Here is a 21,365-nt window from a genome sequence, read left to right on the forward strand (position 1 = left end):
GGAATAATGAACTCGTTTTCCGTGTTAAATCCTGGTTAAGTAAGGATCTCGACGGAATGACCAATTTTGTCTGACCGATCATCCACGCAGCAATGGCGTAAGACGTATTGATCTTTCAGGCAGTTAGCGGGCTGCGGGTTGCAGTACTTCCCGGTATAAGGATTGTTCTCTGGAGAGTTCTACCCAGGCAATTCCCCTGATAATTGCGCTGTGTTTCCGTATGAAATACAGGCAACCGACACTCTGCGCCTCTTAAGCGAGCGACAACCGTGAGGTTGGCGACGTGAATAGACACGAGGCCATCGGTTCATACCCCGGAAAGCGTCACCTTGCCCGCAGCTTTGTCGTCAATGTAAGAATAACGAGTAAGTTACGATGAAAAGAATGTTAATCAACGCAACTCAGCAAGAAGAGTTGCGTGTCGCCCTTGTGGATGGGCAGCGCCTGTACGATCTGGATATCGAAAGTCCTGGACACGAACAGAAAAAAGCGAACATTTACAAAGGTAAAATCACCCGCATTGAACCAAGCCTTGAAGCTGCATTTGTCGATTACGGTGCTGAGCGTCACGGTTTCCTCCCTCTGAAAGAAATCGCCCGCGAATATTTCCCTGCAAACTATAACTCCCATGGCCGCCCAAACATCAAAGATGTGCTGCGTGAAGGTCAGGAAGTCATTGTTCAGATTGATAAAGAAGAGCGTGGCAACAAAGGTGCCGCACTGACCACCTTTATCAGTCTTGCGGGAAGTTATCTGGTTCTGATGCCAAACAACCCGCGTGCCGGTGGTATCTCTCGCCGCATTGAAGGTGATGACCGTACCGAGCTGAAAGAAGCGCTGGCAAGTCTTGAGCTGCCTGACGGCATGGGGCTTATCGTGCGTACCGCAGGCGTCGGCAAATCTGCCGAAGCGCTGCAGTGGGACTTAAGCTTCCGTCTGAAGCACTGGGAAGCAATCCAGAAAGCAGCAGAAAGCCGCGCAGCGCCGTTCCTGATTCACCAGGAAAGCAACGTGATTGTGCGTGCCTTCCGTGACTACCTGCGTCAGGACATCGGTGAGATTCTGATCGATAACCCGAAAGTGCTTGAGCTGGCGCGCCAGCACATTGCTGCGCTGGGTCGTCCGGATTTCACCAGCAAAATTAAACTGTACACCGGTGAAATCCCGCTGTTCAGCCATTATCAGATCGAATCGCAGATTGAATCCGCTTTCCAGCGTGAAGTGCGTCTGCCATCCGGTGGTTCTATCGTTATTGATACGACCGAAGCACTGACCGCCATCGACATCAACTCCGCACGTGCTACGCGCGGCGGTGATATCGAAGAGACCGCCTTCAACACCAACCTTGAAGCCGCTGATGAAATCGCCCGCCAGCTCCGCCTGCGTGACCTGGGTGGTCTGATTGTTATCGACTTTATCGACATGACCCCGGTTCGCCACCAGCGTGCGGTTGAAAACCGTCTGCGCGAAGCGGTACGTCAGGATCGTGCTCGTATCCAGATTAGCCATATCTCACGCTTCGGCTTGCTGGAGATGTCCCGTCAGCGTCTGAGCCCTTCACTCGGTGAATCCAGCCATCACGTCTGTCCGCGCTGCTCCGGTACTGGTACCGTTCGTGATAACGAATCTCTGTCCCTCTCTATTCTGCGTCTGATTGAAGAAGAAGCGCTGAAAGAGAACACCAAAGAGGTTCATGCCATTGTTCCCGTGCCAATTGCGTCCTACCTGCTGAACGAAAAACGTGCAGCCGTCAGCGCAATTGAATCACGCCAGGGCGATGTTCGCTGCATCATCGTGCCTAACGATCAGATGGAAACTCCGCACTACCACGTGCTGCGTGTCCGTAAGGGTGAAGAGACCAGCACGCTCAGCTATCTGCTGCCTAAGCTGCATGAAGAAGAGATGGCGCTGCCTTCCGATGAAGAACCTGCCGAGCGCAAACTGCCAGAGCAGCCAGCCTTAGCGACCTTCATCATGCCTGAAGCTCCGCCAGAAACGGCGCTGGAAAAACCTGTGACCAAACCGGTTGCGCAAAAACCAGAAGCCGTTGCGGTCAAAGCCCAGCCAGAACAACCGGGTCTGCTGAGCCGCCTCTTCGGTGCGCTGAAGAAGATGTTTGCAGGCGAAGAAGTCCAGCAGCCTGAGCAACCGAAAGAAGCACCGAAAGAAGCGAAACCTGAACGTCAGCAGGACCGTCGTAAACGTCAGAACAACCGCCGTGACCGTAACGATCGTAATGACCGTAACGAACGCCGTGACAACCGTTCGGACAATAATGAGGGTCGTGAGCAACGCGAAGACAACCGTCGCAACCGTCGCGAGAAGCAACCGCAGAATGTTGAAGATCGTGAAATTCGCCAGCAGGCGGGCGATGAGTCTGAGAAGAGCAAACAGCGCGACGAGCAGCAGCCACGCCGTGAGCGTAGCCGTCGTCGTAACGACGAGAAGCGCCAGGCGCAGCAGGAAGTCAAAAACCTGAACCGCGAAGAGCCTGTTGAACAACAGGAAAGCGAGCAGGAAGAACGTACTCAGGTTATGCCGCGTCGTAAGCAGCGTCAGCTGTCACAGAAAGTGCGTGTAGGTGCCCTGCCGGTGGAAGAGACCGTCATCGTCCCTGCAGAAGCAAGTGACACTGCACCAGGCACTCAACTGGCGAAAGTGGATCTGCCTGCCGTCGTCGAAAACAACGCTGAGCAAGACGATAACGGTGAAGGCCGTGATAACGCGGGTATGCCACGTCGTTCACGCCGTTCTCCGCGTCACCTGCGCGTCAGCGGTCAACGTCGTCGTCGTTATCGCGATGAGCGTTACCCGACACAGTCGCCAATGCCATTAACCGTGGCGTGCGCGTCTCCTGAAATGGCATCCGGTAAAGTCTGGATCCGCTACCCGGTTGCTCGTCAGGAGCAGGTTGTGGAAGAACAGGCTGTCACCGAAGAGGTGATTGCCCCGGTAGCCGCAACTGAAGAAGCGGTAAATGAAGCCGCTATCGTGGTTGAGCCACAGGCCGTTGAGTCAGAAGCGCCTCATGCAGTAGACGTTGAAACCACGCACCCAGAAGTGATTGCCGCGCCGGTTGACGCCGCACCGCAGCTTATTGCTGAAGAAGACACCGTGGTCGCTGAAGACGTTGTTGCTGAGGTTCAGCCAGCAGCAGCGGTAGAAGAGACCCCGGACGTGGTTGTTGAAACCGTGACTGAAGACGTGGTTCAGGACGTTGAAATTGACGTCGAACCGGTGCGTGAAGCCGCGAAAGCAGAAGAGCCAGAAGTGAAAGCCGAGCCGGTAACCACAGCGCCGGCCCCTGCTCACGTTGCGACAGCCCCGATGACTCGCGCACCAGCGCCGGAATATGTGCCGGAAGCGCCGCGTCACAGTGACTGGGTCCGCCCTGCGTTCAACTTTGACGGTAAAGGCTCTGCCGGTGGCCACAGTGCAACGCATCAGGCGACGGCACCGGCTACCCGTCCGCAGTCTGTTGAGTAACGACACATAGCGTAAAAAGCCGACCTTCGGGTCGGCTTTTTTATTGCTCGCGTGCCGGCTTTCTCATACCCGCAATGTCCGGCATCACCCTCTTCATCATCTCCAGAAAACGGCGTAAACGCGCCGGATAATAACGCGACCACGGATAAACCAGATGAACCGGGAGCGCGGCGGGCTGCCACTGTGGAAGCAAATGCACTAAGCGCCCTTCCTGGATATCCTGCTTGACCGTCCAGCTTGAAACCATCGCCACCCCTAATCCTGTCAGGGCGGTATTGCGCGCAACATGCAGGCTATCCGTGCTTAGCCGCGGCGCAATGGAGATGCGTTTTACCTGCGCAAGATCATCCCACAACTCCACATGTCGCTGATAAAACGTGCTGATGGCAATCCAGGGAAGCGCCTGCAGATCCTCCGGTGTGTGAACCGGCGCAAACTGGTCCAGCAGCGCAGGCGAAGCCACCACACAGCGTGGCACTTCCGCCAGCAGCACGGAGACGGTTGCCGGATCCACCTCTGCGCCAACTCGAATAGCACAATCCAGATTGTCGCTCAGAAAATCCACCGACTTATCGTTGAGCATCCACTCCACCGACAGCTGAGGATAACGCTGCAAAAACTCCGTTAACGGTCTCAGGAGCTGATCCTGCCCAAAGGCGTGCGGTGCACGTACCCGTAACACCCCGACCGGCTCGTCCTCCGTCTGGCCGATTTCATCTTCCAGTGCCAGCCAGCTATCAATGACCCGCCGGGCATGTTGATAGCAGCGCTCGCCGTCATCGGTAAGTTTTGTTGCATGGGTGGTTCGCAATAAAAGCCGTACCCCCAGCAGCGTTTCCAGAGACTGAAGGCGGCGGCTCACCGTGGCCTGGCTCGTCGCAAGCAGTCTTGCCGCCCCGGATAGCGATCCGCTTTCCACAATACGAACAAATGTGCGCATGAGTTCCACCCTGTCTATACGCTCAACTCGCTTCATCATTTTTCCTGCTATACGCCAAACGTATAAGCGTTTTACCACCAGGCCCTCTACCGTCGCAAGGCGTAGTGATAAAAAATAGCGGCACATTATGAGTGAGGAACGTCTTATGAACACAACAACTGCTCCCCATGCCGCCAGTCGCTGGGTGATTTTTATGCTGGCTCTGGGGGCTGGCTTTAGCGTCGCATCCATTTACTACGCGCAACCGCTGCTGCCGCTGATAGGCGCCGACCTTCATCTTAGTATTGAAGGGATGGGGCTGGTCCCGACGCTGACCCAGGCAGGCTACGCGCTCGGTATTCTTTTTCTGTTGCCACTTGGCGATCGTCACGACCGCAGGACGTTAATCCTGATAAAAAGCGCCGCCCTGGCACTGTTTCTGCTGGGCTGCAGCCTGACCGGGCAGCAGCACTCACTGCTGATGGCAAGCCTGCTGATTGGCATGGCCGCGACCATGGCACAGGATATCGTTCCCGCAGCGGCTATCCTCGCCCCCGAAGGGAAGCAGGGAAAAACCGTGGGAACCGTGATGACAGGGTTGCTGATGGGCATCTTGCTGTCGCGAACCGTCAGCGGTGTGGTGGGTGAAGCTTTTGGCTGGCGCGTCATGTATCAGCTGGCCGCTGTAAGTATCGCATTCATTGGGGCGGTGATGTGGCGGGTACTCCCGCGTTTTGCCATTCACTCCACGCTGAGTTATCCCGCCCTGATGCGCTCAATGGAACATCTGTGGCGTCGTTATCCGGCTCTGCGTCGTGCAGCACTGGCACAGGGTTTTCTGTCGATTGCCTTTAGCGCCTTCTGGTCAACGCTGGCGGTTATGCTGCTGGAGCGCTATCACCTGGGGAGCGCCGTCGCGGGTGGTTATGGTATTGCCGGGGCCGCGGGGGCCTTAGCCGCCCCGCTGGCGGGAGGTCTGGCGGACAAGCTGGGCGCCGGAAAAGTCACGCAGCTTGGCGCAGCACTGGTTACCGTCTCGTTTGCCCTGATGTTCCTGATGCCCGCGCTGGGTCTTCATGGACAACTGATTCTGATTGCTGTCTCAGCCATCGGGTTTGATCTGGGCCTGCAGTCCAGTCTGGTGGCGCACCAGAATCTGGTCTATAGCCTTGAGCCTCAGGCCAGGGGGCGTCTTAATGCCCTGCTCTTTACGGTGGTCTTTATCGGCATGGCGTTGGGTTCGGCTGCGGGGAGTAAAATCTACACGCTGGCTGGCTGGACGGGCGTGGTTGCCCTGGCAACGGTATGCGGTGTCATTGCGCTGGCAATACGTCTGATTGAAAGTGCACGCGTCGCCTCCGCACCGGCAGAAATCGCGTAAAAAAAATGCCCAATCCACACGGATTGGGCAGTAAAACATGCCCAGTTTCAAGACATGTTCCAAGAGGTCAAGATGTTATCTGTTCAGCTGGAACAGGGACATGCCCTGCATATCGCTAAACGCTTTATAAGATGCCTGCAGCGCGGCCTGCTGCATGGTGTAAGAGGAGATCGCTGCGTTCCAGTCCACATCAACCAGGTCGCTCATCTGCTTAGTCTGGCCCAGTGCACGATCGTCACCAAGTGTATCCAGCTTTTCAAGCTCGTTCATCTTGGTACCCACATCAGCAACAACAGTAAGGATATTGTTCTGGGAATTTTTGATACCAATTTGAGCATTTGCAATCACCTGAGCTTGCGCAGCTGCAGCTGTCGGATCGTTCTCAATCGGCGTTTTCAGCGAGGCAACGGTGGCATCAAGGATTTTGAACATATTTGTTTCGCCATATCCCCCACCCGGCACTTCCTGTGCATTACTCGTAATGCTCTCGAAAATTTGCTGCCCAGTATGGCTAATTGCCATGTTTCGTGCCGTATCGACTTGCTGAGTGATCGGCTCAAGGCCACCTTTGTAATCCCCGGTAGCAGAATCAAACGGTGCACTTTCTGTTTTATATCCTGCAAAGATAAAACGACCATTACCATCGGCTGTATTGGCCAGGTTCATGAGCTGATCGCGCACGCCCTGGATATCAGTTGCCAGGGAAAGGCGGTCATCATCACTTAATGTCCCATTTGCAGCGTAAACTAATTTCTCACGCACGCTCGATAAGGCGGTGTTAACCTGAGCCAGTACATTATCCTCGAGCGAGACTTTTTGCGTAGCAAACGTACGCGCCAACGCAAACTGGCTATTTTGTGACTGTGATTGTGACAGAACAATAGCCTGCGACGCCGCGATGGGATCGTCCGACGGACGATTGACACGCTTGCCGGTGGACATTTGTTCACCATAACTCAACCACTTGCTCTGGGAATCGGTGATCCCGCGCATGTTTTGGTCGTACATCATCTGGGTGCTAATACGCATGTTTCACCTCAGCCTTAGCGAATATTAATGATTGCATCAAAGAGCGAGCTGGCAGTTTGTAGAACCTGCGCATTAGCGAGGTAATACTGCTGATAGCGCTGCAAATTGCCGTACTCTTCGTCAAGGTTTACCCCTGAGATCGACTGCTGCTGTTTGGTTAACTGCGTCGCCACATTCGCTTTCGTTTCGCTGCTGGTTTTCAGTGCCGCTGTTGAGCTACCAACGGTACTGACGAGGGAAGCATAAGCATCATTGAAAGACTTATTCCCGCCGACAAGCTTGCTATTTTGCAGATCCAGCAATTTTTGACCGTTGCGGTTGTCACTTTCGCCACCGGCGCTTGTCGATGCCATCGCCAGTTTGGACTCATCATTAAACTTGAGTTCCATGTTTACGATGACATCAGAAACGGGCTTCACAACAAAACTGTCTTTGTTATTCACGGTACCGCTCACGTTGACATTCAGGCCGTCGAAAGACAGATTGCCGCTCGCATCCGGACTCATCGTGAAACTGGTCTTATCCGACGTACGCGTAATGGTCCAGTCGGTTCCGTTGAACTGCAGCTTATAATCCGTTGCCTGGACTTTGGTACTGTCAGCCACGGAGGCTGTCAGCGCAGCGGTACCTGAATTCTTGCTGTTGGACACAACCGCAGGCGAGCCAAAGTCAAAGAGCTTGCCGCCAGCATCGCCGTTAGCATCAAAACCCGCTTCATGCTGCTTGTTCATCGCGTCAGCAAAGGCCAGCGCCATCTGGTTAAGGCTATTACGCGCTTTATCCAGATCTTCAGAGCGGAAGGTGAGTAAACCGCCAAGGGTGCCGGTGGTAATCAGCTTCTCAGGAATTTCGATATTGCCGGAAACATCATCGGTATAGGCCAGCGTTGTACGGGTTGGGTCTGCGCTGGAATTCACCGCAGCCAGCTGGTTCGCTTTGCTCCCCTGTACCAGGCTGTAACCGGTGCCAAATGAGACGTTATACGTGCCGCCATCCTGCACAGAAACTTCAACACCGACAATTTTATTCAGTTCGCTCACCAGCTGATCGCGTTGATCGAGCAGGTCATTTGGTGATGAGCCAGCACCCACGCCGGTCAGACGGGAAATCTGATCGTTCAGGTTCGCAATCTGTTTGGCGTAGTTATTAATTTGATCGACGCTGGCAGAAATCGCGGTATTCACCTGAGAATCCTGATCGCGAAGATACTGATCGTTGGTTTTAAACTGATTGACCAGGCCATCCGCTTTGCCCAGCACCGTCTGGCGCGCAGCCGGATCTTCTGCGTTGCTCACCAGCGTCTGCAGACTTTTGAAGAAGTCCTGCAGCGTGGTAGAGAGCGAGTTGGTGGTATCCGAGAGCACATCATCGATCTTTGACATCTGCTGATAGCGCGTAGTCAGGCCGCTGCTCTGGGTCTGCGCGGCGCGCAGCTGGTTGGTAATGAATGCATCATACTCACGCTGGACACCGGAGACATAAACCCCGTTACCTACCCAGCCACCGCCGGTCAGCGTGCTGTTTGACGCGCCCAGCACTGTCGTCTGGCGGGTATAACCTGCCACGTTATAGCTTGAAATATTATTACTGACGGTATTGAGTGCCGACTGCGCAGCACTGAGGCCACTCATGGCACTGTTAATCAAACTGGACATGGGGGTTCCTTTTATACGTTCAGACACGAGTCCTGATGAAGGTTATCGGCAGCCTCCACCGGGACTTGAGAACTTTCAGAACAGATTTTCGATATCTGTGCTATAGGCTTTACTGACCTTCTCGCCCATCGATTTCAGCTGCTGAATCATACTGGTGAGCTTACGCGCATAGTTCGGATCGGTGGCGTAGCCCGCGTTCTGCAGTGCCTGAGCGCCCTGCTCCGCGGTTGCCGCCTGTGTAACGGCGGTGTAACGCGGATTTCGGCTCAACAGGCCCACATAGTCGGATAAGGCTTCCAGATAGGAGCTATAGACGCGGAATTTGGCTTTAACCTTCACCGCCGCACCGTTTTCATATTCAGTGGTGGTGATCTCGGTGGTCGGCCCCTTCCAGCTCGACGTGGCCTTCACGCCGAAGATGTTAAAGCTCGGATCGCCGTTTTCTTTACGGATCTGCCGCTGACCCCAGCCTGACTCCAGCGCCGCCTGCGCGAGGATCAGGTGGTGAGGCACGCCGCTCTGTTCACTGGCAAGACGTGCCGGCAGCGAGAGCTGCGCCAGGAAGTCTTTGCTGTCGCCAGAAAGTGGCTCATCGCTGGTGCTCGTGGCCTTCGGTACGGCTTTGCGCACCATCTGCGTCAGGGCCTGATTCTGATAACTGGTCACCGTTTGCAGGTCGAACTTCATAGGCACCTGCTGTGGCTTATCATCCGGCTGGATGCCCTGCGCGGCTTCGGTCTGTTTGACAATCATATCAGCCAGACCGAGGCCTTTCCCGGCGGTCATCTGCTGCGCAATCTGCTGGTCATACATGCTGGTGTAAAGACGGGTTGAATCACTGCTGAACATCCCGTCTTTCGGCAGGGTTTCACGCATGCTTTTCAGCATCATCTGTACAAACATCCCTTCCACCTGGCGGGCGACCGGGCGGATATTCGCCGCCGGGTCCTTACCTGCTTTGGTTTTCAGTTCGTTGAGCGACTGGGCATCCCAGGCAGCACCGGTCAACAGCTTGCTATCGGTCAGCATCAGATGATTTCCAGTTTGGCGCGCAGACAGCCCGCGCTTTGCATGGATTGCAGAATCGACATCAGATCCATCGGCGTCGCCCCCAGGGCATTCAGGGCCCGAACCACGCTATTGAGGTTCGCGCTGGAGCGTACGCTCTGCAGCGATCCACCGCTCTGGCGCAAATCAATCTGCGTTTGTGGCGTCACCACGGTCTGGCCACCCCCGAACGGGGTATCAGGCTGACTGACGTTGGCGGAACGGTTAACCGTCACGGAGAGGTTACCCTGCGCCACGGCACAGCTGTCGAGCGACACTTCGCGGTTCATTACGACCGAACCGGTGCGCGAGTTGATAATCACTTTGGCATCCTGAACCGGAACATTCACTTCCATATTCTGGATATCAGCCAGCATACGGACCTGGTTGCTGCTGCCGGTAGAGGTGCGGATCTGCACGGTACGGGCATCCAGTGCCGTGGCGCTGCCGTAGCCGCGGCTACGGTTGATGGTGTCGGCAATCTGCTGCGCCATCGTGAAGTCTTCATTATTCAGCTGCAGGTTAATGGTGTTGCCTGCGCCAAACTGGGTCGGCAGTTCACGCTCAATGATCGCACCATTGGTGATACGCCCGCCGTTCAGCTGGTTCACCTGCACACTGCTGCCGCCCGCAGACGCGCCGGCACCGCCGACCAGAATGTTCCCCTGCGCCAGCGCATAAACCTGGCTGTCGACCCCTTTCAACGGAGTCATCAGCAGCGTGCCGCCACGCAGGCTTTTGGCGTTACCCATTGACGAGACCACGACATCAATCGTCTGCCCCTGGCGCGCGAACGCCGGATAGGAGGCGGTGACCATGACCGCGGCCACGTTTTTCAGCTGCATGTTGGTTCCCGCCGGGACGGTAATACCGAGCTGGGAAAGCATGTTGTTCAAACTTTGAGTCGTGAATGGCGTCTGGGTGGTCTGGTCGCCCGTTCCGTCCAGACCCACCACCAGGCCATAGCCAATCAGCGAGTTTTCGCGTACGCCCTGAACGCTGGTGAGATCGCGAATACGGTCAGCCTGGGCAAACGTTGCCACCAGCGCCAGCGCCACGGCGAAGATCGATTTAAACATGGGTCACCTCGCTTACATCGGCGATAAGTTAAGGAAGAAACGCTGCAGCCAACCCATATTTTGCGCTTCATTGATGTAGCCGTTACCGACGTACTCGATGCGCGCATCCGCCACCTGGGTGGACGGAACGGTGTTGGTGCCGCTGATGGTGCGAGGATTAACCACGCCCGAGAAACGAATGAACTCAGTGCCCTGATTGATGGCGATCTGTTTTTCACCCACAACGTGTAAATTGCCGTTAACCAGCACCTGGTCAACCGTCACCGTCAGCGTGCCGCTAAAGGTATTGCTGGCATTCGCGCCACCTTTACCGTTAAAGGTATTGCCGCCAGAGGCCTCGACATCAGCACGCGCATTGCCGAACAGGCCCTGCAGATAGCGTGGAACGGTATCGAAACCGAAATTGGTTTTGCCATCGCGGCTGGCATTCGCCGACGAGCTCTTGCTCGCGCTGACGTTTTCCTGCAGCACAATGGTCAACGTATCGCCGACATTACGCGGGCGGCGATCTTCAAACAGCGGTTGATAGCCATAATTGATTGGCTGCGCGGTCTGGAAAATGGAGCCGTTCACCACTGGCGCCGGGCCAGGAACGGGTTGGGCGGTAGTCGCACCCTGCACTAAAGGTTTAGACGGGATCAAGGCACACCCGCTGAGGGTGACAGCCAGAACAGTCAGTATCGGATAACGAAACGCCGCGTTTTTTTGCATTGCCTTCATCTTCGAAAACAGGGAGCCGGCGCGGCGTTGACCGCACCGGGCTACACCTTAGAGTTGCGTCAGTTTCTGCAGCATCTGGTCGGTCGTCGACACTGCTTTACTGTTAATTTCATACGCGCGCTGAACCTGGATCATATTCACCAGCTCTTCCGCAACGTTCACATTCGAGGTTTCCACATAACCCTGATACAACAGACCCGCACCGTTGAGGCCCGGGGTGCTTTCATTTGGCGTACCGGAGGATTGCGTTTCGGTGTAGAGGTTCTCACCAATGCTTTCCAGACCGGTGTCGTTCATGAAGGTGGTCAGGTTTAGTTGTCCAACCTGAACAGGTGCGGCCTGCCCCTGCTGCGTCACACTCACCACGCCGTCACGCCCGATAGTAATACTCAGGGCATTCGCCGGGATGGTAATCGCAGGCTGAACCTGGAAACCACCCGCCGTCACCAGCTGACCATTCTGATCGACCTGGAACGATCCGTCGCGGGTATAGGCAGAAGTACCGTCAGGCAACTGCACCTGGAAGAACCCCTGGCCTTTGATTGCCACGTCTTTGCTGTTGTTGGTCTGAGACAGGTTGCCCTGGCTATGCAGACGCTCGGTGGCTACCGGACGAACACCGGTACCAATCTGCAGACCGGATGGCAGCGTCGTTTGTTCAGAAGACTGCGCTCCCGGCTGGCGGATGGTTTGATAAAGCAAATCTTCGAAAACGGCACGCTGACGCTTGAAACCATTGGTGCTGACGTTTGCCAGGTTGTTGGCAATCACATCCATGTTGGTTTGCTGCGCGTCCAGGCCAGTTTTCGCGATCCATAAAGAACTGATCATAAGGAGTCCTGTTAACTCATAGCCAGAAGTTGGTTAGCCTTGCCCGCGTTTTCATCAACGCTGCTGATAATCTTCATCTGCATTTCAAAACGACGGGCACTGGCGATCATGTCGGTCATCGCTTCGACCGGCTTGACGTTACTGCCTTCCAGAACGCCGGACATCACGCGGATGCTCGGATCGGCCTGTAACGTGGCACCCCGAGTGGCCTGGGTCGCCTGGGTCAGACGGAACATCCCGTCATCGCCACGCTGCACCTCTTTGCCTTCCGCCTTCACCAGCTTCAGACGCCCGACGGGCGCAACGGTATTGGCCGGATCGCCCGGGTTCAATGCCGAAATGGTCCCGTCGGCCGCTATAGTCAGCTCAGACCCTTCCGGCACCGTCAGCGGACCCGCTTCACCCATTACCGGATGACCCTGAATCGTCAGCTGGCCCGTGGCACTCACCTGGATGTTACCGTTACGGGTATATCCTTCACCGCCGTCAGCGGTCTGCACCGCCAGCCAGCCGTCCTGTTGCAGGGCAACGTCCAGCGGGCGTGAGGTGTAATCCATCTGGCCTGGCGTCATATCCGCACCCGGCGTAGAGGCCGTAACCAGCGTACGCGTCGGCAGGGAGAGCCCTTCCACCGGGACCGCACGCAGCGCATTAAGCTGCGCACGAAAGCCCGGTGTAGAGGCGTTTGCCAGGTTGCTGGCAGTAACAGCCTGCTGATTGAGCGTCTGGCTTGCCGCGCCCATCGCGGTATATATTGCGTGATCCATTGCGCTTTCCTGTCAGCCGCTTAACGCAGGTTAACCAGCGTGTTGAGGATCTGATCCTGGGTTTTGATGGTCTGCGCGTTCGACTGATAGTTACGTTGCGCGACGATCATGTTCACCAGCTCTTTACTCAGATCCACGTTAGACGCTTCCAGCGCACCGTTGGTCAGCGTACCGAAGTTACCGGAGCCCGCGGTACCCAGTAGCGCCACGCCGGAAGACTGGGTGGCAGACCAGACGTTATCGCCTTCAGACTTCAGACCTTCGTTGTTGGCGAAGTTAGCCAGCACGATCTGGCCCAGGGCCTGGGTCTGTTCGTTGGAGTAGTTACCCACCACGGTGCCGTCGTCGTTGATCTGGTAGCTCACCAGGTCTCCCGGTTTGTAACCGTTCTGGTTGGTTGCCACGATGTTATTCGCGCCGGTGTTCTGCTGCATGGAATTGGCGAAGCTCATCGCAAACGTGGCTGGCGTTGCACCTGGAACGGTGCCGGTAGTGATATTGATGCTGCCGCCGCCGGTCAGTACGCCGCTGGTGTTGAAGGTCAGCGTGGTCGCCAGGGATGGCGTGCTTCCTGCAACGCTGCCGTCCTGGGCATAGACTTTCCAGGAGTTTGCCGGAGTCGCGTCTTTAACGTAAAACAGGTTCATGTTGTGCGCATTACCCTGGCTGTCAAAGACCGTCACCGTCCCTTTTTTGTTGTAGCTGTCAGGGTTGGTCGGATCAAAGGCCGTGGTTGGCGCGGTGTCAGTAGAGTTCAGGTTGATCTGCTGGGACGCGGTGGAGGTGGATTTCGCCGCCATCAAGGTCGTTGGGATATTGATCGCCTGCGGGTTAGCGCCGGTCTGAACCGTTGGCGGGGTACCTGCAACAGGATAACCGGTTAATTGCAGACCCTGCATGTTCACCAGGTTACGGTTTTCGTCCAGTTTGAACTGACCGTTACGGCTGTAGAACACAGAGCCGTTGGAATCGACCATACGGAAGAAACCGTTCTGGCTGATGGCGACGTCCAGACCACGACCGGTGTTGGTCGTCGTACCGTCGGTAAAGTCCTGAGTGATGCCCGCAACTTTCACGCCCAGACCTACTTTGGAACCGGCAAACATATCTGCAAATGAGGCAGAACCGGATTTAAAACCATAGGTCGCGGAGTTGGCGATGTTGTTGCCAATGACATCCAGGTTGGTGGCCGCAGCATTCAGGCCGCTGACCGCTTGAGAAAAGGCCATGACTTACTCCTGATAAGTGTTAAGGCTTAGATAATCTGCCGAACTTCGTCGAGCGTGGTGGTACCTGAGGTACCCAAATCCAGTTTGTTACCGCCAGCGCCTTTAATCACGCCCTGAACCAGTGCGAACTGCAGCGGCTGCGCCACCAGTTGGGTGGTTCCGTTGCTGGCGCTGATCGCCACTTTGTAAGAACCGTTTGGTGCTTTCGTGCCGTCGGTCAGGCTGCCGTCCCAGGTAAAGGTGTGTACGCCTGCCTTCAGCTCACCAATCTCAATGGTGCGTACCACTGCCCCGCTCGCATCGCTGATCGTCGCAGTCACTTTGTCAGCCGGCTGCTGCAGCTCAACGCCAAACGGCGTGGTGGTCGTGGTTGACGTCCCCTCGGTAGTACTGGTGCCGGCAAGGATCGTGGTCCCCGGGATCATCACCCCATGACCAATCAGATTCGCAGCCTGCAGAGACTGGCTGTTGTCAATCTGACCGGAAACGGAGCCAAGGGTGGTGTTGAGTTTTTCAATGCCGCTGACGGTACTGATCTGTGCCAGTTGCGTGGTCAGCTCGTTGTTCTGCATCGGATTGGTGGGATCCTGGTTCTTCAGCTGCGCCACCAGCAGCGTCAGAAAGCTGCTCTGCAGATCGGACGCGTTACTGCCCGTCAGGGCGTTGGAACCCGTCGAACTTTTGGCGCCATTAACACCTGAGTTCGTGGGATCATTCACATTTACGGCGATGGACATGCATGTCTCCTTTACTGGCCGAGAGTGAGTGTTTTGAGCATCATGCTCTTCACGGTATTAAGCACTTCGACGTTTGCCTGGTAACTGCGTGACGCCGACATGGAGTTCACCATCTCACCCACCACATCCACGTTAGGCATTTTTACGTAACCGTTCGCATCCGCCAGCGGGTTGCCAGGCTCATACACCAGCTTGTCCGGTGCCTGGCTCTCAACCACATCAGAGACTTTCACACCGCCGGTGGCCGCGCCTGGCGCCGCATCGACCTGAAAGACGACCTGTTTCGCACGATAAGGCTGACCGTCTGGTCCGGTCACGCTGTCGGCGTTCGCCAGGTTACTGGCGGCTACGTTCAGACGTTTGGACTGCGCGGTAAGCGCCGAGCCGGCGATATCAAAAATATTCAGCAAGGCCATTTATCAGTTGCCCCCCTGCAGGACGTTCATCATGCCTTTGATTTGTCCGCCGAGAACGGTCAGGCCTGTCTGGTATTTCAGGCTGTTATCGGCAAACTGTGTACGTTCCCGGTCCATGTCCACGGTGTTACCGTCGAGTGAAGGCTGGTCGGGAATGCGATAAAGCAAATCGGTCGTTGGTGCGGTCATCGTCTGAGCGGGAATATGGCGTGAGGAGGTCAGCGCGAGCGCGACACCGCTCCCTTCTGCGCGTCCACGCTCCATCACTTTTTTAAGCTCACTGGAAAAATCAATATCGCGCGCCTGATACCCTGGCGTATCGGCGTTAGCGATATTGGCGGCTAAAATTTCCTGCCGCTGGGCACGTAAATTGAGCGCTTCCTGCTGAAAACGTAACGCGGCGTCGAGTTTATCGAGCATGTCTCCTCCGCTGATGGCAAAATTTCAGTTCACAGCTTAAATCTCAACCCATCCGCCTTATCGACGGAATAAGCGCAAAATGCGTCGCTATTTATTGCGTTGATGAAAAACCACTGCAGGTAGAATTCACTCAATTCTGGAAACGGTGGAACTTGCGATGCAAACGTTAAAACGTGGCCTGATGGCAACTTTCTTGCTTTTTAGCCCCCTGGTGCAGGCGGATGGTTTACAGGATCAGCTAAACACCTTTTTTGCCCAGAAGCTGGCGGGCTTTAGCGATGAAGTTGTCGTCACGGTACGCACGCCACCGAATCTTTATCCCTCCTGTGAGCAGCCGTCATTTACCGTGACCGGCACCACCAGACTGTGGGGGAACGTGAATGTGCTGGCACGCTGCGCCAACGAAAAACGGTATTTACAGGTTGCAGTCCAGGCGACAGGCAATTATGTTGTCGCCGCTGTCCCCATTGCCCGGGGTACCGCACTGCAGGCCAACAGCGTGACGTTGAAACGTGGCCGTCTGGATCAGCTGCCGCCACGGACAATGCTTGAAATTAACCAGGCGCAGGACGCCGTCAGCCTGCGTGATGTCGCACCGGGCCAGCCGATACAGCTGTCGATGCTGCGCCAGGCGTGGCGCGTCAAGGCGGGTCAACAGGTGATGGTGGTGGCCAATGGAGATGGCTTCAGTATCAACAGTGAAGGGAAAGCGTTAAACAATGCCGCGGTGGCGCAAAATGCCCGCGTCAGAATGTCTTCAGGGCAGGTGGTTAGCGGAACCGTCGATTCTGATGGGAATATTCTGATTAACCTATAATCTTTTTAAAGATTTCGCTGCAGCTGCCGATAAATATTCAACTATTGATGATGTCAGGCGCCAACGCCGCGAACCCTCGATGAGGACAACACTATGAGCATTGATCGTACATCAGCCCTGAAGCCGGTAAGCGCTGTACAACCTCGCGAAACGAATGACGCTACGCCGCAGAAAACGCATCTGGAAAAACCGTCAACGTCTAACAGCACCAGCGTAACCCTGAGCGATGCCCAGGCAAAACTGATGCAGCCAGGCGGCAACGATATCAACATGGAACGCGTTGAAGCGCTGAAAACGGCTATTCGTAACGGCGAGCTGAAAATGGACACCAGCAAAATTGCTGACGCCCTGATTCAGGAAGCGCAGAGTTTCTTACAGAGTAACTAACCGTATGAGTCGACTGTCAGAAATACTGGATCAAATGACGGTTGTCCTGAACGACCTGAAAACGGTAATGGACGCTGAGCAACAGCACCTCTCTTCCGGTCACATCAACGGCAGCGCGTTGCAGCGTATTACTGAAGACAAAAGCTCGCTCCTGGCGACGCTGGATTACCTTGAGCAGCAACGTCGCGCTGAGCAGGATCCTAAGCGCAGTGCTAACGACGATATCGTTGAGCGCTGGCAGACTATTACAGAAAAAACCCAGCACCTTCGCGATCTCAACCAGCATAACGGCTGGCTGCTTGAAGGTCAGATAGAGCGTAATCAGCAAGCGCTTGAGGTGTTAAAACCGCATAAAGAAACCGGGCTGTACGGTGCGGATGGGCAGACAGCGACGGCACGTATTACGGGCGGGAAAAAGATTTCGATTTGAAGCATAAGCGACAAATCAAGCAGTGGGGAGCACCATAAGGTGAACTCCCCTTTTGGCGTTTATGCCGTACGGCGGGCAAACTCTTTCACTTTGAAGCCCAACACGGCGAGGGTGGCAAAGTAAGCCACAACCCCAACACCCACCACTGCCATCAGTCGCAGCAGACGATAAGGCATGGTGCCAAGCGACCACTCCGGCATCACGTGCATCATGCCGAGCAACGCCGCTGCCATCACCAGCACCGCGATAACCAGTCGCACAAGGAAACTCGCCCAGCCCGGCTGCGGCGTGAAGATATCCTGCTTACGCAGCTGCCAGTACAACAGCCCGGCATTCAGACAGGCCGCCAGACCAATAGACAGAGCCAGACCCGCGTGCTTCAGCGGGCCAATAAACGCCAGGTTCATCAACTGGGTCATCACCAGCGTCACCAGGGCAATCTTCACCGGCGTTTTAATGTTCTGACGGGAGTAGAACCCTGGTGCCAGCACTTTAACAACAATCAGCCCCATCAATCCCACCGAGTACGCCACCAGCGCCTGCTGAGTCATGGACGCATCATGGGCTGAAAATTTACCGTACTGGAACAGCGAGACGGTCAGCGGTTTCGCGAGGATCCCCAGCGCCACCGCGCTTGGCAGTGCCAGCAGGAAACAGAGGCGTAAGCCCCAGTCCATCAGGCGGCAATACTCATCATGGTTGCCGCTGGCAAAGCTTTTAGAGAGCGACGGCAGCAGAATCGTCCCCAGCGCGACGCCCAGTACGCCAGAAGGAAACTCCATCAGACGGTCAGCGTAGTACATCCAGGAGACCGAACCGGACACCAGGAAAGAGGCAAAGATGGTATTGATGATAAGTGAGATCTGGCTGACAGAAACCCCGAGGATTGCAGGTCCCATCTGCTTCATGACGCGCATTGCGCCAGCATCACGGAAATTAATGCGCGGCAGAACCAGCATGCCAATTTTCTTCAGATGCGGCAGCTGATATGCCAGCTGCAGGACGCCGCCCACGGTCACCGCCCAGGCCAGCGCCAGTACCGGCGGGTTGAAATGCGGTGCGGCAAACAGGGCAAAGCCAATCATGCTGACATTCAAAAACGTCGGCGCAAACGCCGGAACGGAGAAGCGGTTCCAGGTATTGAGGATTGCCCCCACCAGCGAGGCCAGCGAGATCAACAGGATATAAGGAAAGGTAATGCGCAGCAGCTGGGTGGTAAGCGCAAATTTATCAGCGGTGTCGGCAAACCCCGGCGCGGTCACCATAATCACCCAGGGCGCAGCCAGCATCCCCAGGACTGTCACAATAGCCAGCGCCAGCGTCAGCAGCCCGGAGACGTAGGCGACAAACACCCGCGTAGCATCTTCGCCCTGCTTGCTTTTATATTCCGCCAGAATTGGAACGAAGGCCTGCGAGAAAGCGCCCTCAGCAAAAATACGGCGCAATAAATTCGGCAGTTTGAACGCGACGAAAAAGGCGTCCGTTGCCATCCCAGCACCAAAAACCCTTGCCACAATGGCATCGCGCGCAAAACCCAGTACGCGAGAAAACATGGTCATCGAGCTGACGGCTGCCAGCGATTTTAATAAGTTCATTAATGTGAATTTCCACAACCATACGGCAAAACGCCTGCAGAGCAGGCGTAATGAATGCCCGACGGCGTTGCGCTTGCGCAGGCCTTCGGATTTGCAGGCCGGGTAGGCGAAACGCCTCCCGGCGAAACCAACAATCGGCGCTTAGTCTACCCGGATTTAAGGGAATTACTATCGGCAGATGTTACAGAGGGTTATTCACTCATGGCCTCTCGCCAGAGCCGTTCCACGATGCGTTGCGCCATGATGGCCTGTTCACCGGCGGTTTCCGGAACCGTCTGATTTTGCACGCAGCTAATGAAGTGACGGGCGCATCCCGCGAAGCCGCGTTGCTCCAGAGTGCTCTGCCAGCCCGGCGCCGGAAGCGTGACCACACCGTTGCCCTTCTCTTCACGCCACTCCCGCATGTCGGTGATGTCATACAGCGCACCGTCAGTGACGGCCTGGACAAACTCCCGCTGACTGCCCGCACGACGATGCATGCTGGTGGTCACCTGCAGATGTTCCAGCGCAAAGTGGTGCTCGGCGTAGACCATTTCGCCCAGATCGTTGGTCATCAGGGTCCCGCTTTTCAGCTGAGCCTGGCCGTTTGTCAGCCAGAGCGCCGTGTCCACCACGTGCAGATAATCATCGAGAAGCGTAAAGCGCAGATCGTTTGGCCCGACGCTGTCGGTACGGTGTTTATCCATCCTCAGGGAGGCCAGCGCGCCCGGCTGTGACTTCAGCTGCTGATAAAGCGGAGCGAAGCGGCGGTTAAAGCCCACCATCAGCGTCAGGTTCTTGCGTGCCGCCAGCTCTATCAGTCGCTCGGCATCCTGAACGTTCTCCGCCAGGGGCTTATCCACACAGACGTGAACACCGGCATTCAGCAGTTCGCTGACCACCTGATAGTGTGTTGCCGTTGAGGTATGCACAAATACCGCGTCACACTCGCGGGCAAGATCCGACAGCGAAGCGGCGTATGGTATCCGCCAGGTTGCGCAGATGCGTTCAGCCTTCTCGCGGGTAGGTGACCACGCGCCCTGAAGCGTCCAGTCCGTTGCCGCGCCTAATACCGGTAACCAGGCTTTTTGTGCAATACCGCCAAGCCCCACCACGCCTACACGTAATTTTTTCACTGTTAATCTCCCAAATGTGCCAGCAGTGCGTCCAGGCGCTGTTTCAGCCCAGCGACCTCCTCTTCCAGCGCGTCCACGCGCGCCGTCAGGCTGCCGCTGACAACAGTGGACTCTTGTTCCGTTGCCAGCGTCGCGGTATCCACCTCGCCACTGAAGAGATGCATATAGCGGCTCTCACGCTTGCCCGGTTCGCGTGCCAGACGCACCACGTAAGGGCCATCCTCGCGGGTTGCAAGCCCTTCGAGGGTTTGTTCCACTTCCTGCATATCCGCAAACTCATGCATACGGGAAGCCCGTGTGCGCAGCTCGCCGGGAGTCTGTGCCCCGCGCAGTAAAAGGGTCGCGATCACCGCCACTTCCGCGGCGCTCAACTTCAGGTCGCCGAATTCGGAATTACAAAAACGTTGTTCGTACTTGGTGACGCGGTTTCCGAAGCCGCTGACGGTGCGCAGATAATGGCGTTTCACCAGTTCATCCAGCACATCCTGAACGTCATGCTCGCTGAGGTTCATTACCGGCTCGCGGTTGGTCTTTTGGTTGCAGGCCATCATGACGGCGTTGACAGAGAGCGGATATTGCTCCGGCGTCGTGACCTGTTTTTCCAGCAGGCATCCGACGACGCGCGCTTCTGCACCGCTTAACTGATATTTCATCTCTTCTCCTTAGCGACCCGCTGTCCAGTCCCGGGTGGTTAATGCCGTGAGGACATGGTCGCGCCATTCTCCATCTATCAGCAGATAGTCTTTGGCGTAACCCTCTTTCTCAAACCCTAAACGCGCCAGCAAATTACCGCTGCGCTGATTATGCGGCATATAGTTCGCCATAATACGATGGATATGTTGCGTGCGTTGCATATAACGGATTGCCACCGTTAATGCTTCATACATCAGCCCCTGCCCCTGCCATTTCTGACCGATGGAGTAGCCGAGGTAGCAGGCGTGAAACGATCCGCGCACGACGTTTGAAAAGTTGGCGATGCCGATGATCTCTTTTTCTTCAGGATCCAGCAGCGCAAAATAAAACGCACTTCCCTGCTTATGAAATTCCGCAATCATACTGAGGCGCGCCTGCCAGCCGGATGGGTAACAATGGCTCTCATCCCGAACGGGTTCCCAGGGTTTTAAAAACTGGCGATTCTCGGCGTAATAATCCGCCAGACGCCAGGCATCACGCTCATGCACCAGACGAACGACCAGCCTGTCCGTTGTCAGACGCACTTTTGGCACATTACTGCGATAGCCAAACATCGATACCACTCCTTCCCGTCACTTCTGCTAACCCATTAGCTTTACTATACCTGTGCCT

21 protein-coding genes are annotated in these 21,365 nt (G+C 55.8%); 5 read left to right on the plus strand and 16 right to left on the minus strand.

The window, feature by feature from the left end; genetic code table 11:
• Nucleotides 1-375 precede the first annotated feature (375 nt).
• The gene (rne, locus tag F8561_RS16300; protein WP_151887710.1) at nucleotides 376-3,486 is read left to right on the plus strand and encodes a ribonuclease E; all 3,111 of its coding nucleotides are present in this window, start codon (nucleotides 376-378) and stop codon (nucleotides 3,484-3,486) included.
• Between the two features lie 40 nt (nucleotides 3,487-3,526).
• Here rne and F8561_RS16305 read toward each other — a convergent pair whose 3' ends face one another.
• Nucleotides 3,527-4,552, minus strand: coding sequence for a LysR family transcriptional regulator (locus tag F8561_RS16305; protein WP_081308084.1), 1,026 nt, complete (start codon nucleotides 4,550-4,552; stop codon nucleotides 3,527-3,529).
• A 19-nt stretch (nucleotides 4,553-4,571) separates the two neighbouring features.
• Here F8561_RS16305 and F8561_RS16310 point away from each other — a divergent pair, with 19 nt between their 5' ends.
• Complete coding sequence (locus F8561_RS16310) at nucleotides 4,572-5,786, plus strand: MFS transporter (RefSeq protein WP_025204459.1); 1,215 nt, start codon at nucleotides 4,572-4,574, stop codon at nucleotides 5,784-5,786.
• Between the two features lie 75 nt (nucleotides 5,787-5,861).
• Here the strand turns inward: F8561_RS16310 and flgL are convergent, their stop codons facing one another.
• The 11 genes from flgL to flgB form a co-directional block, all read right to left on the minus strand.
• Nucleotides 5,862-6,815 (minus strand): flagellar hook-associated protein FlgL, encoded by a 954-nt coding sequence (gene flgL / locus F8561_RS16315; protein ID WP_050736632.1) that lies wholly within the window; start codon nucleotides 6,813-6,815, stop codon nucleotides 5,862-5,864.
• A gap of 14 nt (nucleotides 6,816-6,829) precedes the next feature.
• On the minus strand, nucleotides 6,830-8,470 hold the full coding sequence (gene flgK, locus F8561_RS16320; RefSeq protein ID WP_151887711.1) for a flagellar hook-associated protein FlgK: 1,641 nt from the start codon (nucleotides 8,468-8,470) through the stop codon (nucleotides 6,830-6,832).
• Between the two features lie 75 nt (nucleotides 8,471-8,545).
• The gene (gene flgJ / locus F8561_RS16325; RefSeq protein ID WP_014169562.1) at nucleotides 8,546-9,499 is read right to left on the minus strand and encodes a flagellar assembly peptidoglycan hydrolase FlgJ; all 954 of its coding nucleotides are present in this window, start codon (nucleotides 9,497-9,499) and stop codon (nucleotides 8,546-8,548) included.
• Nucleotides 9,499-10,596, minus strand: a complete 1,098-nt coding sequence (locus tag F8561_RS16330) for a flagellar basal body P-ring protein FlgI (RefSeq protein WP_014169561.1) — start codon at nucleotides 10,594-10,596, stop codon at nucleotides 9,499-9,501. Before F8561_RS16330 ends, flgJ begins: the two co-directional genes overlap by 1 nt.
• Before the next feature lie 12 nt (nucleotides 10,597-10,608).
• Complete coding sequence (gene flgH, locus F8561_RS16335) at nucleotides 10,609-11,307, minus strand: flagellar basal body L-ring protein FlgH (RefSeq protein WP_023311139.1); 699 nt, start codon at nucleotides 11,305-11,307, stop codon at nucleotides 10,609-10,611.
• Nucleotides 11,308-11,364: 57 nt separating this feature from the next.
• Nucleotides 11,365-12,147, minus strand: coding sequence for a flagellar basal-body rod protein FlgG (gene flgG, locus F8561_RS16340; RefSeq protein WP_008500810.1), 783 nt, complete (start codon nucleotides 12,145-12,147; stop codon nucleotides 11,365-11,367).
• Between the two features lie 11 nt (nucleotides 12,148-12,158).
• Entirely contained in the window at nucleotides 12,159-12,914 is a 756-nt protein-coding gene (locus F8561_RS16345; RefSeq protein WP_014169559.1) for a flagellar basal body rod protein FlgF, read from the minus strand.
• Nucleotides 12,915-12,934: 20 nt separating this feature from the next.
• Nucleotides 12,935-14,143 (minus strand): flagellar hook protein FlgE, encoded by a 1,209-nt coding sequence (gene flgE / locus F8561_RS16350; protein WP_151887712.1) that lies wholly within the window; start codon nucleotides 14,141-14,143, stop codon nucleotides 12,935-12,937.
• 26 nt (nucleotides 14,144-14,169) lie between these two features.
• Nucleotides 14,170-14,880 (minus strand): flagellar hook assembly protein FlgD, encoded by a 711-nt coding sequence (gene flgD, locus F8561_RS16355; protein WP_014169557.1) that lies wholly within the window; start codon nucleotides 14,878-14,880, stop codon nucleotides 14,170-14,172.
• Between the two features lie 11 nt (nucleotides 14,881-14,891).
• Nucleotides 14,892-15,296: a flagellar basal body rod protein FlgC gene (gene flgC / locus F8561_RS16360; protein ID WP_013097138.1), complete on the minus strand. Its 405-nt coding sequence runs from the start codon at nucleotides 15,294-15,296 to the stop codon at nucleotides 14,892-14,894.
• Between the two features lie 3 nt (nucleotides 15,297-15,299).
• Complete coding sequence (flgB, locus tag F8561_RS16365) at nucleotides 15,300-15,716, minus strand: flagellar basal body rod protein FlgB (protein WP_014169556.1); 417 nt, start codon at nucleotides 15,714-15,716, stop codon at nucleotides 15,300-15,302.
• A gap of 157 nt (nucleotides 15,717-15,873) precedes the next feature.
• On the opposite strand from flgB, the gene flgA reads away from it, so the two are divergent.
• The 3 genes from flgA (at nucleotide 15,874) to flgN (ending at nucleotide 17,350) form a co-directional block, all read left to right on the plus strand.
• Nucleotides 15,874-16,533 (plus strand): flagellar basal body P-ring formation chaperone FlgA, encoded by a 660-nt coding sequence (gene flgA, locus F8561_RS16370; RefSeq protein WP_020884679.1) that lies wholly within the window; start codon nucleotides 15,874-15,876, stop codon nucleotides 16,531-16,533.
• A 93-nt stretch (nucleotides 16,534-16,626) separates the two neighbouring features.
• Nucleotides 16,627-16,920, plus strand: coding sequence for a flagellar biosynthesis anti-sigma factor FlgM (flgM, locus tag F8561_RS16375; protein ID WP_151887713.1), 294 nt, complete (start codon nucleotides 16,627-16,629; stop codon nucleotides 16,918-16,920).
• Nucleotides 16,921-16,924: 4 nt separating this feature from the next.
• A complete protein-coding gene (gene flgN, locus F8561_RS16380; RefSeq protein ID WP_025204463.1) occupies nucleotides 16,925-17,350 on the plus strand; it encodes a flagella biosynthesis chaperone FlgN in 426 nt (141 codons plus the stop codon).
• A 59-nt stretch (nucleotides 17,351-17,409) separates the two neighbouring features.
• Here flgN and murJ read toward each other — a convergent pair whose 3' ends face one another.
• The 4 genes from murJ to rimJ all read right to left on the minus strand — a co-directional run bounded on the left by murJ (nucleotide 17,410) and on the right by rimJ (nucleotide 21,307).
• Entirely contained in the window at nucleotides 17,410-18,945 is a 1,536-nt protein-coding gene (gene murJ / locus F8561_RS16385; protein ID WP_020884681.1) for a murein biosynthesis integral membrane protein MurJ, read from the minus strand.
• 191 nt (nucleotides 18,946-19,136) lie between these two features.
• Nucleotides 19,137-20,060 (minus strand): Gfo/Idh/MocA family protein, encoded by a 924-nt coding sequence (locus F8561_RS16390; RefSeq protein WP_020884683.1) that lies wholly within the window; start codon nucleotides 20,058-20,060, stop codon nucleotides 19,137-19,139.
• A gap of 2 nt (nucleotides 20,061-20,062) precedes the next feature.
• Nucleotides 20,063-20,713: a YceH family protein gene (locus F8561_RS16395; protein WP_014169549.1), complete on the minus strand. Its 651-nt coding sequence runs from the start codon at nucleotides 20,711-20,713 to the stop codon at nucleotides 20,063-20,065.
• Between the two features lie 9 nt (nucleotides 20,714-20,722).
• The gene (rimJ, locus tag F8561_RS16400; RefSeq protein ID WP_013097146.1) at nucleotides 20,723-21,307 is read right to left on the minus strand and encodes a ribosomal protein S5-alanine N-acetyltransferase; all 585 of its coding nucleotides are present in this window, start codon (nucleotides 21,305-21,307) and stop codon (nucleotides 20,723-20,725) included.
• Nucleotides 21,308-21,365: the final 58 nt, after the last annotated feature.

This window comes from Enterobacter sp. 198 (assembly GCF_009025585.1).
Classification (GTDB): domain Bacteria; phylum Pseudomonadota; class Gammaproteobacteria; order Enterobacterales; family Enterobacteriaceae; genus Enterobacter; species Enterobacter ludwigii.